At 62.9% G+C, this 14,179-nt stretch carries 11 protein-coding genes and 1 pseudogene; 6 read left to right on the top strand and 6 right to left on the bottom strand.

The features are described 5' to 3' along the window. The 5 genes from AC3IT0_RS09990 to benA all read right to left on the bottom strand — a co-directional run bounded on the left by AC3IT0_RS09990 (window position 1) and on the right by benA (window position 7,401). Entirely contained in the window at window positions 1-2,832 is a 2,832-nt protein-coding gene (locus AC3IT0_RS09990; protein WP_489323527.1) for an AAA family ATPase, read from the bottom strand. A 61-nt stretch (window positions 2,833-2,893) separates the two neighbouring features. Next, window positions 2,894-3,718, bottom strand: coding sequence for a benzoate diol dehydrogenase BenD (gene benD, locus AC3IT0_RS09985; RefSeq protein ID WP_489323526.1), 825 nt, complete (start codon window positions 3,716-3,718; stop codon window positions 2,894-2,896). Window positions 3,719-3,720: 2 nt separating this feature from the next. Then, window positions 3,721-5,295, bottom strand: coding sequence for a benzoate 1,2-dioxygenase electron transfer component BenC (gene benC, locus AC3IT0_RS09980; protein WP_489323525.1), 1,575 nt, complete (start codon window positions 5,293-5,295; stop codon window positions 3,721-3,723). A gap of 149 nt (window positions 5,296-5,444) precedes the next feature. Next, on the bottom strand, window positions 5,445-5,981 hold the full coding sequence (benB, locus tag AC3IT0_RS09975; RefSeq protein ID WP_489323524.1) for a benzoate 1,2-dioxygenase small subunit: 537 nt from the start codon (window positions 5,979-5,981) through the stop codon (window positions 5,445-5,447). Between the two features lie 37 nt (window positions 5,982-6,018). After that, window positions 6,019-7,401 (bottom strand): benzoate 1,2-dioxygenase large subunit, encoded by a 1,383-nt coding sequence (gene benA / locus AC3IT0_RS09970; RefSeq protein WP_489323523.1) that lies wholly within the window; start codon window positions 7,399-7,401, stop codon window positions 6,019-6,021. A 338-nt stretch (window positions 7,402-7,739) separates the two neighbouring features. Between benA and catA the strand changes: the two genes are divergently transcribed. From catA to AC3IT0_RS09945, 5 genes are all read left to right on the top strand, one after another. Next, window positions 7,740-8,624, top strand: coding sequence for a catechol 1,2-dioxygenase (gene catA, locus AC3IT0_RS09965; RefSeq protein ID WP_489323522.1), 885 nt, complete (start codon window positions 7,740-7,742; stop codon window positions 8,622-8,624). 124 nt (window positions 8,625-8,748) lie between these two features. After that, window positions 8,749-9,849 (top strand): mandelate racemase/muconate lactonizing enzyme family protein, encoded by a 1,101-nt coding sequence (locus AC3IT0_RS09960; RefSeq protein WP_489323521.1) that lies wholly within the window; start codon window positions 8,749-8,751, stop codon window positions 9,847-9,849. Between the two features lie 20 nt (window positions 9,850-9,869). Then, entirely contained in the window at window positions 9,870-10,148 is a 279-nt protein-coding gene (catC, locus tag AC3IT0_RS09955; protein ID WP_489323520.1) for a muconolactone Delta-isomerase, read from the top strand. A 73-nt stretch (window positions 10,149-10,221) separates the two neighbouring features. Beyond that, entirely contained in the window at window positions 10,222-11,514 is a 1,293-nt protein-coding gene (locus tag AC3IT0_RS09950; RefSeq protein WP_489323519.1) for a benzoate/H(+) symporter BenE family transporter, read from the top strand. 142 nt (window positions 11,515-11,656) lie between these two features. Further along, a complete protein-coding gene (locus AC3IT0_RS09945; RefSeq protein WP_489323518.1) occupies window positions 11,657-13,024 on the top strand; it encodes an IS4 family transposase in 1,368 nt (455 codons plus the stop codon). Window positions 13,025-13,040: 16 nt separating this feature from the next. On the opposite strand, the gene AC3IT0_RS09940 is transcribed toward AC3IT0_RS09945, so the two are convergent. Next, complete coding sequence (locus AC3IT0_RS09940; protein ID WP_091256422.1) at window positions 13,041-13,307, bottom strand: DUF1876 domain-containing protein; 267 nt, start codon at window positions 13,305-13,307, stop codon at window positions 13,041-13,043. 197 nt (window positions 13,308-13,504) lie between these two features. Between AC3IT0_RS09940 and AC3IT0_RS09935 the strand changes: the two are divergent. Then, window positions 13,505-13,825, top strand: a pseudogene (locus tag AC3IT0_RS09935) (glycoside hydrolase family 2 TIM barrel-domain containing protein); the annotation flags it as partial. Between the last annotated feature and the right edge of the window lie 354 nt (window positions 13,826-14,179).

Genomic DNA, 14,179 nt, shown 5'->3' with positions numbered 1-14,179 from the left:
TTAGTCCGTGGGACGGAAACGTGCGGCCAGTTCGCTGCGGGAGCGGATTCCGAACTTCGCATAGACGCGGGTCAGGTGGTACTGCACCGTCTTGTCGGCCAGGAAAAGTGCACGGGCCGCCTCCTTGTTGGTGGCCCCGGCCGCCACGAGTTCCGCCACTGACTGCTCCTGGGCCGTGAGCTGGACCTGCGGTCCCGTCACGGCTGCGAGGACCGCGTCAGATGGGTCGGACATGTTGCCGACATCAAGGCCCGTCGCCTTCAGCTCCCGATCGCATCTGTCGACATATGTGGCAGCGCCCAGGGAATCATAGAGATCCCTGGCCACGCGAAGCACTGAGGATGCCAAGCGCCTCTTGCCGGCACGCCGCATGCTTTGCCCGAAGGCGAAGCTCACCCTGGCCCGCAGATATGGACGGTTGAGCCCGCGCAGATGACCCAGTGCCGTCTCGAAATGCTCCCGGGCGGTATCAGGATACCCCTGGGCGGCAACGAGGCGGCCCCGCGCCCACGCCATTCTTGCTAGATCTGACGGCACGGCCCGCTCCCGCGGCACCTGCTCGAAGGCGGTAAGGAAAGCGTCGGCGGTATCCAGCTGGTCGGTCATGACGAGGGCATTAACGTAGGAGTCCTGCCACGGCCAAAACGACACTCTGTTCTCTGTCCAGGGGTCCAGCTCCGTCAGCGGCTGCAGCACAGCCAATGCGCTTTCATAGTCCGCCCGTGCCTCATGGAAGCGCGCCCGGGCCAGGCTGGCAGGGACCTGCATGGCGCGATAGGTGCCCGGCTGCACTGCCGCTTGGGAGACGTAGTACCGTGCACGGTCCCAATCCCCACGCAAGGACCACAGCTCTGCGGCGGTCCAATACAACAAGGGGCGGATCAGCGGCATCCGGGAGGTCTCGAGCCGAACCGAGGCGCGTGCAACCGTAGCCGCTGCCGCATCCCAGTTGCCGAGCACAAGTTGCGTGCGAGCCAACCACGCCTCTGCCCATAGCGAGATCCGCAACGAGCCTCCGCGGAATTCAGTCGGGGCAGCGGCTTCGAAATTCACCAGCGCCGTCTCTGCGTCATCCAGTCGCAGAGCCAGCCATCCCGCACCAATCTGCACGCGCTGCTTTTGGGCGTTCTCGGACGCGTGTTCGAAAGCCCGGCGATAAGAGGCCTCGGCTTCCGACAGCCTGCCCTGGGCGTAAAGCCCCAACCCATAGATGGCTTCCGATTCGATGTACGCAGGCGTACCCACCTGCGTCAGTGACATAGCCTGCTCCGCCCAACGCGTGATGACGGGACCATCCCAGGAGGCCACCCCGTGCAGGACCAAGCGCTGGGCAACCTGCGCGGCAGCCGCCGGGTCCCGCTGCGGGTTGCTTGTTCTCCAGGCCATTTCCAACTGGGTTTGGGCGCTGTGGTTCTGTCCGGACGCCGTCGAGAGGTAGCCCAGAACCGAGGAACGCAGCGGCGAGGGCGCCATGGCGTCGACGGCGGCAGCCCACATCTGTGCCTCGGCAATGTTGCCGGAGCCCACGAGGGCATCTACTGCCCTCAGTTGGCGATCGTTTCCGACGCGGATCTCACCCGAGAGCCGGGACGCGGAAAACAGTGCGGTCGATACATCGTGCCAGGCACCTACGAGGGCCTGTTGCCGCGCGTACTCCTCAAGCTCCTCGGCAAGGGCCTCGTCCGGTCCCGGAGTAGCCGACACCCGGTGACCTAGGCGGTCGCCTTCATTCTGAACCGAGTCCGCAGCCCTACGGTGCAGGCGAATGCGCCGGCCGGGTGCAATCTGCTCGTAGACGGACTCGGTGGATCCCGCTTCGAAGAATTTCACCAGCGAGTGGGCCTGGTCCACTGACAGGCCCAGCAGTCCGGCTCTGTGGCCCTCGTCGAGGGCGTCCATCACGGATTCGACCCCACTGACACGGGCTACCTCAGCTACCCCGGCATTGCGGCCGAGCACGGACGTGGCCTCAGCCACAGCTACCAGATCGGGTGAGGCGGCTCCGAGGAGACTTCGCACTTGGGCCCGCACGCGTGAGCTCGGAGGCAGGGACGAGAACCATGTCTGCCAGGTTTCCGGAGGAAGCTCGCCGAGAAGTTCGACAACCGGCTGGGGCCATCCCCCGGTATGCCGCACGATCTCGTGGGCGGCCGTCGCGTTCAGGTCGATGCCGAACCACCGTCGTGCGAGCTCCTGGACCCGCTGCGGTGACAGGGGGTCCAGTGGAAGGCGGGAAACCTGATGGCCGGTGAGGAAGGCCAACACACCCGCTGGCACGAGCCGGGCCTGTGCGGGATCCAGGGTGACGAGGAACAGGATTCTCTTGCTGCGCAGCCGGCGCATGACGAAGACAAGGATGTGGAGAGTTTCTGCGTCCAGATGCTGGACGTCATCAACGGCAACCACCACGCTCCCGTGCAATTGAAGCCCGTCGAGGTGCGCACCGAGGGTAGACGCATAGTTGGCGGCTTGGGAGGGGTTGAGTGTACCGGCCAGGTCCACGGAACGGCCGCCCTCTTTGCCAGGGTCCTTTGCCGAGCGCAGCGGCGGGGAGACCATGAGCTGGGAGTAGCCGGCGAGCGGGAGCTGCGCTTCCCATTCGTCGCCAGTGGCGGACAACACGCGCACGCCACGCGCGACTCCACGGCAGTGCTCCAGGAAAAGATCCAACACCGCCGTCTTCCCGGATCCCCGCGGGCCGCTCAGTACCACCGTACGCACGTTGCCTTTACGAACAGTGCGGAGCGTCTCCAGTAACTCCTCGAAAACCTCGGCACGGCCGAGCAGCGCCAGATCTTCCTCAGGGTTGCCGCGGTGCTGGCCCGGAATCATGCTGGCAAGCTTACTCGACCGCACATCCCGGCCCCGCCGGCGGTTATCAGTCACAGCAGGCTCAACCCAGGTCTCCGCCTGCTACCGGAAGGACGCTGCCAGTGACATACGATGCTTCGTCGGATGCCAGGAAAACGATCGGCGCAGCCTGTTCGTCCAGGGTGCCATACCGCTTCAAAAAGGACGATTCAACGGTCTGGTCCACAATGGCCTGATACCACGCCTTTTCGGTAGTGGACTCGGCCTCCGGTCCGCGCTTGACCCTTCGGGGCGGAGCTTCCGTGCCGCCTGGGGCGGTAGCGACAACCCGGATGCCGCGCCCGGCAACCTCCATGGCCAGGGACTGGGTCAGGGCGTTGACGCCTCCCTTCGCCGCGGCATAGGGGACACGGTGCACTCCGCGAGTGGCCACTGAGGAGACGTTGACGATAGTGCCCGAGTCCTGGGCCAGCATCGCCGGGAGGACGGCGCGGCATGACCACAGGGTGGGGAAGAGCGAACGACGGATCTCCTTTTCAATCTGCTCCTCGTCGTATTCTTCGTAGGGGCGGGCCCATATGGTCCCTCCCACGTTGTTGACGAGTACGTCAATCCTTCCGTGGAGGGCCAGGGCCTCGTTCACTGCCTGTTCGGCTCCCGCATAGCGTTCCAAGTCAGCCGTGATGTAGCTGGCGGACCCGCCGGAGCCGGTCTGCAGCGCGGCTTTCTGGATTTCCCGGGCAACTTCCTGGACGACGTCGGCGCGGTCCACAAGGAGCACGGCGCCGCCTTCCGCCCCGATCCTCTCCGCAACCTTCTGCCCTATTCCCTGGGCCGCGCCTGTGACGACCGCCACTTTGCCGGCGAACCGGCCGGGCGTGATGTACTGCCCTGCGTACGCCGACACCCTTACAACCCCTTTTCCACAGCGGTTATGGCTTCGGCCATGGTGCCCTTCGCATCGCGGGCGTGAGCCAGGATGATGTCCCGGGCCCGCTCCTTATTGCCGCGCTCAAACGCATCCACGATGTCCAGGTGGTCCTGGGCAACCCGTTCAAAGATCCGGGTGCCGACCACAAAAGTGGCGGCCATTTGGGCGTGGACGTCGAGCCGGCGGTATGACTCCAGCAGCATGGGGTTGTCGCAGAGTACAAACAGGTACTCGTGGAACTCTTCGTTGGTCCTGACATACTCTTCGGGGTCAAGAACTCTTCCAGCGTCCACCGCACGTGTGGTCGCTTCGGCAAGACGACGGAACTGGTGTAACTGCTCCTTGCTAAGGCGGTCCAACATCAGTTCGGTCACGGCAAGTTCAAGGCCCATGCGGGCGTCCAGGTGTGCGAAACTGTCTTCCTTACGGAACTCGAGCCGGCCGGTCTCCATGGACGAAATGGCTTCCACGCGGCTGATTGTGTCGCCCGCGCTTTCCAGTGTCTCCACGGAAGCGGGCGCACCCGTCTCGGCGTCTCCACCCGTAGCTTCCTTGGGGGCGAAACGCTCGAAATAGAAGTTGGCCGGCTGGATGTCCTCGGTGTCCAGCCACTTGGAGACGGCATTGACCATGGGCGGCGGGCCGCAAAGGTAGATATCGACATCGCCATCGTTGAGGTGGGACGGCTGGATAATCTGCGTAACGTATCCCGTGTGCGGTGCCGAAGTCCCCGGCTCAGAGGCAATGTAATCCCAGGTGAAGGTCGGCAACGTCGCTTCGTAGGTGCGCAGCCAGTCGAGTCCCACAATGTCGGCTTCACGGGACACACCATAAATCAGGTGGACCGGCGTGGCCGGCGGGTTCTCGGACAACTTCTCCAGAATAGACAGGAGCGGGGCCAGGCCGGTTCCGCCTGCCAGCAAGAGCAGGGGGCGCTTGGGTTCGCGAAGGAAGAAGGAGCCGTACGGGCCTGTGAACTCGATGGCGTCCCCGACCGCCGCGCGGTCACGGAGGTACTCAGACATCTCGCCCTGAGGCGTTATGCGCACCATAAAGGACGCGTCCATCACTTCGGGGCCGTTGCTGAACGAGTACGAGCGCTCCGCGTCGGTGCCAGGGACCTTGATGTTGACGTACTGGCCGGGCAGGAAAGCCAGGGCTTCCCGGTTCTGCACCTCCAGAGCGAAGGAGATGGTGGACTCCGAGTGCTTGTTGAGTTCCTTCAGCGTGGAAGTAAAAGTGGCGGCTGAGGTTTTCGCGGATTCGGAGGTGGCCGGGATCTGGATGGCGAGGTCCGATTCCGGAACGGCCTGGCAGGTGAGGAGGTAGCCCTTCTCAAGCTCCTCTTCTGTCATTGCGTCGTCGATATAGTCTCCGGGGTCGAACGAGCCGGAGTCGCAAAACGCCTTGCACGTACCGCAGGCGCCATCCCGACAGTCTGAGGGAATGTTGATGCGCGCCTTGTACGCTGCGTCCATGACGGTCTCGTAGTCGCCGACTTTGATGACTTTGGTGACGCCATCTTCGAAACTGAGGGCTACCTGATGGCCCATGATTCCTCCTGGTTGGGGGTCGCATCCTCGCAACCCCCGGAAAGTTAGTGCGGTTATCTCTTGGGAGCAGATCTAGCGGCGGGCCGCTCCTGGCGGCGCCGTGAGCGTGCCGGGATGCCGGGATGCCGGGATGCCGGGATGCCGAGCCGTCAGATCATGTAGACATCCACCACGTGGTGGATGTAGTCGTTCTTCAGTACAACCTTCTTCTTCAGGATCACCGGCTGCTCGCCGGAGAGGTCGATGGTGTAGAAGCTCGTGCCGAAATAGGTATCGGTGGTGTTGTACCGGAAGTACAGGGTGAACCAGTTGAAGCGCACCTTGACCTGCCCGCCGTCGTGCTCCAGGACTTCAACGTCGGTGATGTTGTGCCCGGTGCGCGGCTCAGGGAGCGAGGTAGCGGAGGAGCGGTCCGTCTTGATCCGGAAAACCCGGTCCTCGATGCCGCCACGATTGTCGTAATAGATGAGCGAGATCTCGTTCTGGGGGTCCACCGTGAGCCGGTCGTCGACGTCCCACGCCGGCATCCAGTACTCGGAGTCCGGGTGGTAGCACTCGAGCCACTCGTCGAACTGGCGGTCATCCAGTAGCCGGGCTTCCCGGTAAAGGAAGGCGCGAACTGTCTCAAGGGTTGCGATTTCATCGGCGCTCTTGAGCGCGGTCACGGAATTAATAAGGTTGGCCATGGGTTTTCAGCACTCTCTGTATGGACGGACGTTTCGATTACGCCGTGACCGGCATGGATTCCTGGGCAACGGATTCCGCGTCGGCAAGGGCCTTGTCCATGACTTCCTTCCAGTACCCGTGCTGGATCGGGTAGAGCCCCTCGTCTTCGGTACGCACACCGGAGGCGATCACCCGCGTCATGCCCAGCGCTGTGGCCTGCTCGTCGGGCCCGGCAATCTCGTGGGTGGAGCCGCGCGTCATATCGTTCCACGGCGCGGACGTGGCCCAGTAGGTTTTATTGCACGACCGGAACTCCTCGAGATCGTCCGGTGTGGCCATGCCGGTTGCGTTGAAGAAGTCCTCATACTGGCGGATGCGCTTTGAGCGGTTTTCCTGCGATTCACCCTTTGGCGCGATGCAGTAGATCGTCACCTCGGTCTGGTCCGCTGAAATGGGACGGAAGTGACGGATCTGCGACGAGAACTGGTCCATGATGTAGACATTCGGGTACAGGCACAGGTTGCGCGAGATGTTGATCATGAAGTTCGCCATCTCCTCGCCGTACTTTTCGACAAGCTCATCGCGGCGGTCCCACAGAGGACGGTCCTCGGGGTTGGTCCACTCCTGCCACAGCAGCAGGTGCCCGTGATCGTAGGAATAGAAGCCGCCCTTAACCTTGCCCCACTTGCCGGCGTCCATGGCCTTGGTCTTGTTGGCGGAATCACCGGCGCTGCGGCGGGCTGTCGTCGCAGCGTAGTTCCAGTGCACGGCGGTGACGTGGTAGCCGTCGGCGCCGTTTTCCGCCTGGACCTTCCAGTTCCCGTCATAGGTATAGGTGGACGATCCGCGCAGGACTTCAAGCCCCTCCGGGGACTGGTCCACAATCGAATCGATGACCTTGGTGGCATCTCCCAGGTGTTCCTCCAGCGGGAGGACGTCAGCGTTCAAGGAGCCGAACAGGAAGCCCCGGTAGGAGTCGAAGCGGGCTACCTTGGTGAGGTCGTGTGAGCCCTCCTTGTTGAAGGTCTCGGGGTATCCGGCGTTGCGGGAGTCCTTGACCTTCAGGAGCTCGCCGGAGTTCTTAAATGTCCAGCCGTGGAATGGACACGTGAAAGTGGTCCTGTTATCGGTCTTGCGCCTGCACAGCATGGCGCCCCGGTGGGAGCAGGCGTTGACGATGCAGTTGATCTTCTCGTCCTTGTCCCGGGTAAGGACGACGGGAGTCCGGCCAATGTAGGTGGTGAAGTAGTCCCCTACGTTGGGGATCTGGGATTCATGGGCCAAGTAAACCCAGTTGCCCTCGAAAATGTGCTTCATCTCCAGTTCAAAGATTTCCTGGTCGGTGAAGATTTCACGCTTCGCCCGAATAACGCCGTTCTCTCGATCATCGACGACGGCGTCAGCCAGGACTTCACGGACACGTGTCAGATTCTCGGTCATGGTGTGCTCCTTCTTTGGAGAGGGTGAGGGTGGGCGGGCAGCGACTGTGCGGCTCCGCTCAACCCCTCGGGCGGAATGATTGTGTCCCACCAAGTGTGGCGCAGGGTGACAACGCTCACATCAGGCAAAACCCTAGTATGAACCAAGGGTGCTTTTATGTACATGGGACTACATAATCAGCGGTATATGAGTCCTTGTTTCGTCCTTATCGACTGATTAGCATGAGATGGACGTCACGTGAAGGCCGGTGAACCTGCGGGTGCACAGCCTGCGGCCGGCGCGTTTCAGGGAACGGAACATTTCCCGTTCCCGTTGCACAGAGGAGTGTGGAGATCACTATGACTGAGAATCAGTTGGACACCCGGCAGGAAAATGAGGGTACGGCTGTGGAGGCCGGTTCGAAGGCGACCGAGCGCTTCGCCGCGTCGGGCAAGCCCACGGGCGCGGGGGTTCCCAAGGAGCGCGTGAGCCTGCTCGCAGGTGCCCTCATCAAAGCGGCCAACGACATCGTCGTCGAACACGAAGTCACCTACGAGGAGTACAACGCCCTGAAAGCGTGGCTGATCAAGGTGGGCAACGATGGCGAGTGGCCGCTGTTCCTCGACGTGTGGCTTGAGCACACCGTTGAGGATGTCAACTCCCAGGACCGGCCCGGTACGAAAGGCACCATCGAGGGACCCTATTACGTCCCGGACTCCCCTGTGCTGGATTCCCCCGCCACGGTTGAGATGCGTGATGACGAAGATGGCGTTCCGCTGCAGTTCAGCGGCCGGTTCACCGACACCGACGGCAACCAGATCCAGGGTGCACAGCTCGAGATTTGGCATGCGGACTCGGCGGGGTTCTACTCCCAGTACGCCCCGGGTCTGCCGGACTGGCTGTTCCGCGCCAACGTGCGGGCGGACAGCAATGGACGATTCGTCCTCCACACCATGCGCCCGGCTCCGTACCAGATTCCCACTGATGGAGCCTGTGGACAGCTGATCAGTGCTGCGGGTTGGCACGCCTGGCGCCCGGCCCACATTCACATCAAGGTCTCAGCTCCCGGCTACCAGTCTGTGACCCAGCAGCTTTACTTCCCCGGTGACCCGCACAATGCGGACGACATTGCTTCGGCTGTCAAGCCGGAGCTGATGCTGAACACCACACCGCGTACAGACGGCGCTGCCGGCGAAGAAGCCTCCTATGACTACGTCCTCGCCAAAGTGGGACAGTCCAAGTAAGAGGTTCCTTGACATGGCGGGTTCATGATTTCCGTCCAATAGGTGCCCCAGGGCAATGAGCCCTGGGGCACCGTTCTTCCCAGCACTACTGGACTGCCTGGCACAATCGAAAGGAACCGAGCCGTTGAAGATCGAGCGGATCGAAGTGATCCCGTACTCCATCCCGTACACGCACCCCCTGAAGTTCGCCAGCGGCGAGGTGGCAAACGCTGACCACATTCTGGTGCGCGTGTACACCGACGACGGCGTCGTAGGAGTTGCGGACGCACCTCCCCGTCCTTATACCTACGGCGAGACACAAGAGTCCATCGGGACGATCATCGAGAAGACCTTCGCCCCGCAGCTGATCGGCCTAGAAATTGTGGACCGGGAGCAGATCCATGCGGTGATGCGCCGGACCATTCACAACCAGGTGGCGAAAGGCGCCGTAGACATCGCGGTGTGGGACGCGATCGGCAAAACACTCCGAACTCCGGTGCACAAGCTACTGGGTGGGTATACCGACCGAATGCGGGTCAGTCACATGCTCGGCTTCCGGCCGGCGCAGGAACTCCTCGACGAGGCCCTGCGTTTCGGCGAGCAGTACGGCATCACCACCTTCAAGCTGAAAGTGGGCCGTCGTCCGCTGTCGCTGGATGTGGAGGCCTGCCATGTGCTGCGCGAGGGACTGGGCGAAGACGTGGAGCTATACCTTGACGCGAACCGCGGCTGGACTGCGAACGAGGCCCTTGAGGTGCTCCGGAGGACTGAGGGGCTTGGGCTGACCATGCTCGAGGAACCATGCGATGCCAAGGAAACGCTGAGCCGTCGCCGCCTGGTCGATAAATCGTCAATCCCGGTGGTGGGCGATGAATCCGTCCCCACGGCGGGGGACGTATCCCGGGAACTGCTTTCCGGTGGCTGCAATGCCATCTGTATCAAAACCGCCCGTTCGGGCTTTACCGAGGCCACCGAGATACTGGGGCTGTGCACCGGTCTCGGTGTGGATGTGACCATGGGCAACCAGATCGACACCCAGGTCGGCTCGCTTGCGACGGTCACCTTCGGCGCCGCTCACGAGGCCACGAGCCGCCGGGCAGGGGAACTGTCGAATTTCCTCGACATGGCCGACGACCTGCTGGCTGATCCGCTCCGGATAATCGACGGCACGATCCGCGTGCGCGATCTGCCGGGGGTCGGAGCGGAGATCGACGAAGACAAGCTCGCGGCCTACCGTCTGTCCTAGCCCGACCATCAAGGAGAATAATGTTGTTTTTGGCCCGCATGGACGTGCAATTTCCGGCGCACCTCTCCGCCGAGGACGTCACCCGCATGCAGAGGTTGGAGAAGGAGTATTCCCAGGCCCTGCAACAGGACGGCCGTCTGGCCTCCATCTGGCGAGTGGTCGGCGAGTACGCGAACTATTCGGTGTTCGACGTCGAATCCAACGACGAACTGCACCAGATCCTGAGCAGCTTCCCGATGTACCCCTTCATGAAAATCAAGGTCACACCATTGGCCAAGCACCCCAACTCCGTCCGCTGAGGAATCTAGACATCCACTGGGGCGACCTCTGTAGTCACCAGGATCCCACCTCCGCTATAGCTCAGGAGACATCATGCCCCGCGCCCGAATGGCCGCATCTGTGACCACCGGATCGCGAACCGGCCCGGGCCATGGAGCCCAACCACGCTTCGAACGGCCCACGCTCCGTCCGGCCGGCCCGCGCGACTTCCTGCGGGACATCGGCCCACACTACGCCTCGAACGGCGTCGTCGGACTGGCCTTCTCCGCATCCGGGCCGGTAGCGGTCACTCTTACCGTCGGGTCGGTGGGCGGTCTGACAGAGGCCCAGCTCGCGTCGTGGGTCTTCGCCATGTTCCTCTCCGCCGGTGCAGCGACGCTGCTCATGTCTCTGGTTTATCGCCAGCCGTTGGGCTTCGCCTGGTCCATTCCAGGGACCGTGCTGTTGGGGCCTTCGCTGCAGCATCTGTCGTTTCCTGAGGTGGTAGGGGCGTTCTTCTCCGCCGGGGTTCTGATTCTCGCCCTCGGTTTATCCGGAGTGGTGCGTCCAATCATGGCCGCGATTCCCGTTCCGATTGTCATGGCCATGGTTGCCGCCGTGTTCCTGCGGTTCGGGACAGACATTGTCTCCTCCACACGGGGCGACCCCGCAGTGGCGGCACCCATGGTGCTGGCGTTCCTTGTGCTCACCGCCGTGCCGGCTTTGGGCAAACGCCTCCCGCCGGTACTCGGCACCCTGGCGGTAGGCGTCGTCGCCGTCGCGATCAGCGGCCGGTTCGCGATGTCCCAGGGAGGACCGATCCTGGCGGTGCCCGTGTTCACTGCGCCCCAGTTCACCTGGGCCGCCCAACTGGAACTGGTGATCCCGTTGGCACTCACAGTCCTCGTGGTACAGAACGGACAAGGCGCGGCTGTGCTCCGGGCCGCAGGACACCAGCCTCCGATCAATGTCTTCGCGATGAGCTCGGGCGTCTTCTCACTGCTCAATGCCACACTCGGCGCTGTCTCCGCCTGCGTCACTGGACCTACCAACGCCCTCCTGACCGCCTCCGGGCAGAAAAAGCGCCAGTACACGGCCGCAGTGATCTACGGACTACTGTCCCTGCTTTGCGCTTTGCTGGCTCCCATGCTCACCCGCCTCATGCTGGCCACCCCCGAAGCTTTCGTTCTGGCCCTGGGAGGAATCGCCATGCTGCGTGCCCTCCAACAGGCCTTCGTCACCGCCTTCGCCACGAACTTCACTCTGGGAGCCCTGGTGACTTTCGTCGTCACGATCTCCGGCCTGGATCTCTTCAACATCCATGCCGCGTTCTGGGGCGTGGTCGTTGGCTATGGCATATCGCGCCTGCTCGAGAGCACCACCTCAGTATTGGCTGCCGAGGAATAGCCCCAATGCCGTTCGGTTAGGGTCTGCACGGTGATGTCAACCCGTTTCCCGGCGTTGCGTTCAGGTGAATAGGCGCTGCCCTTGTTAGAAGTGAATCAAGTCTTGCCGGACTTTTGATTCCGCTTCAACAACAAGGGCTGCGATGTCTCATTCTGCCACCAACTCGTCCGCACCGGCGTCGGATGTCTTCGCGCCCGGGCATCTTGGGCAACTCACCCAGATCGTCCCGCCCGAGATGATCGATGCCGCTCTCGCAACAGCTGGCGGGAAGGAACAACGTCTCAGGCGTCTGCCCTCACGGGTGGTGGTGTATGTCCTCCTTGCCGGGGCCCTGTTCGCCGGTCAGGGATGGCGGCATGTCTTCTCGCGCCTGACCGCGGGCCTTCCCGGCCCGGTGGTTCGGCCTTCGGGTGCGGCGATCACCGAGGCGATGCGCCGCGTCGGGCCGAAACCATTGCGCGAGTTGTTCACGTTCTTCAGGGGCTCCGCGGTGACGTGCGCCCATCAGAGAGTCAGGTTCGCAGGGCGCCTCGTGGTCGCGATCGATGGCACCCAGATCCCGGTCGCCGATACCGAAGCGAACCGGGTGATGTTTCCCAAACCGCGCGGTGGCCCGAACGGGGAAGCGGGATACCCCATGATCCGGCTGGTCGCGATCGTTACCGCCGGTACCCGCCAGATCATCGAGGCTGTCTTCGGAACCGACAAGATCGGCGAGCTCACCTATGCAGAGCGTGTCGCTACCGCGCTGCGGCCGGGGATGCTGCTGCTGGGGGACCGGAACTTCGCCACCTATAAGTTCTTCACCACTGTCGCAGGCACCGGGGCGGAATTCCTGATCCGGGCCAAGAACGGAAACGGTGCGATGAACCTTCCCATCCTGACCCGCCTGCGCGATGGCTCGTTCCTCTCCGTCGCTGCCGGGGTACCGGTTCGAGTCATCGACGCGGCAGTGACGATCACGACCGAGGCATCGACCCGCACCGGCGAGTATCGGCTCATCACGACGCTGCTGAACCCCGCCGAAGCTCCTGCGAAACAGCTGATGGGCCTGTATCACGAGCGGTGGGAGATCGAGACGGCGTACTGCGAACTCAAATCCACGATCCTGGGCGGGCGCGTGCTCCGCAGCCGGTACCCGGCCGGGGTTGAGCAGGAAGTCTGGGCTCTGCTGACGGCCTACCAGGTGCTGCGCACAGCGATGGCCGACGCGCTCCTTGACACCCCCGACATCGATCCCGACCGGGCATCGTTCACCACCGCACTGAGAACCGCCCGCGACCAGATCATCCAAGCCGCCGGGATCATCGCCGCTACCACGGTCGATCTGGTCGGCCATATCGGAGCCGCGCTACGGGCCGACCTCATCCCCGACCGCCGCACACGCACCCGGCCCCGCGTGATCAAACGCGCGATCTCCAAATACCGCGCCAAGGAACGGAACGTCGACCGCCGAACCTACCCCGCAACACTCACCACGAGAATCTTGACACCCGACCCAGACAACTAACCGAACGGCATTGGGCTCAAGGGCGGAGATGCGCAGGTTCTTTGGTAATTTTCTCGATGTCGGCCGCGGTGACTTCGATCAGCTGATGCGCCAAGTCCGCCAGGGCGCGCGCGGTCGCCAACTCGTCCCCGATCTCGGGGACGTCGGAGTCTACCGGATTCAGCCTGGCCAACCCGACACCTTCCAGTTCAGCCCGGTTCTCGGCCCTCAATCGCGCCGTGGCCCGCGTTTGATTTTCATGTTCGTCGATAACGATGTTCACCGACCAACTTTTCTCTTGCATGGTGCCCGCCTCCTCGATCCGACTTCCACAATGCCAAGCCCGAGGCAAGCCGTCAAGGTCCGCAAACTTTTCCCGCAGACCGTGCGCCAAAGGTCCTGAATTGCCCCGCACGACGCGGCAATTCCCGCGGGATCGCAGACCTCAGGCAGACCTACCGCCCCGCAGATTAACGGCGAGACCGTCAAGCTCCGCGGCGCGTGCATCCACCACGACAACGGAATCCTTGGCGCTGGGTCCAACTGCTGAAGGCCGCCGGTTTCAACTCCATCCGCAGTGCCCACAACCCCGTCAGCCAGGCCATGCTGGACGCCTGCGACAAGCACGGCCTGCTGGTCATGGACGAGGCGTTTGATGTCTGGACCGAAGGAAAGTCGTCCTTCGACTACTCGCTGTCCTTCCCTGAGTGGTGGGAACGCGACGTCGAGGCCATGGTGGCCAAAGACTTTAACCACTCGAGCGTGGTGCTCTACTCCATCGGCAACGAGATCCCCGAGACGGGTAGCGGGCTCGGCTCCAGTTGGGGGGGGCGGCAGAACGCCGAAAAGATCAGGTCCATGGACGCCACCCGCTACACCACCAACGGGATCAACGGGTTCGTTTCCGTCCTCGCGGATGCGGCCGCCATGATGAAACAGGGCGGCGCACGCAACGACGGACAAGGCGTCAACGCGATGATGAGCCAGGCAATGGCAGCTATCGACCGGATCGCGGCATCTCCCCTCGTCACGGAACGGACGGCCGAATCCCACGCGATCGTGGACCTTGTCGGCATCAACTACGGTGACGGTCGCTACGTCATGGACAAGGAACTGTTCTCCAACCGGGTTATCGTCGGCACCGAAACCTACCCCAGCCACATCGACGTCAACTGG

The sequence above is a fragment of the Pseudarthrobacter sp. KH_020_B genome, assembly GCF_057840185.1.
Note: the sequence above shows the minus strand (reverse complement) of the source record. Positions and strands in the feature narration are given on the sequence as shown.

Coding starts and splice junctions, on each gene's coding strand:
- AC3IT0_RS09990 (WP_489323527.1), bottom strand. CDS start 2,832: ATGATTCCGGGCCAGCACCGCGGCAACCCTGAGGAAGATCTGGCGCTG.
- benC (WP_489323525.1), bottom strand. CDS start 5,295: ATGGGCCATCAGGTAGCCCTCAGTTTCGAAGATGGCGTCACCAAAGTC.
- benB (WP_489323524.1), bottom strand. CDS start 5,981: ATGGCCAACCTTATTAATTCCGTGACCGCGCTCAAGAGCGCCGATGAA.
- benA (WP_489323523.1), bottom strand. CDS start 7,401: ATGACCGAGAATCTGACACGTGTCCGTGAAGTCCTGGCTGACGCCGTC.
- catA (WP_489323522.1), top strand. CDS start 7,740: ATGACTGAGAATCAGTTGGACACCCGGCAGGAAAATGAGGGTACGGCT.
- catC (WP_489323520.1), top strand. CDS start 9,870: ATGTTGTTTTTGGCCCGCATGGACGTGCAATTTCCGGCGCACCTCTCC.
- AC3IT0_RS09950 (WP_489323519.1), top strand. CDS start 10,222: ATGCCCCGCGCCCGAATGGCCGCATCTGTGACCACCGGATCGCGAACC.
- AC3IT0_RS09945 (WP_489323518.1), top strand. CDS start 11,657: ATGTCTCATTCTGCCACCAACTCGTCCGCACCGGCGTCGGATGTCTTC.
- AC3IT0_RS09940 (WP_091256422.1), bottom strand. CDS start 13,307: ATGCAAGAGAAAAGTTGGTCGGTGAACATCGTTATCGACGAACATGAA.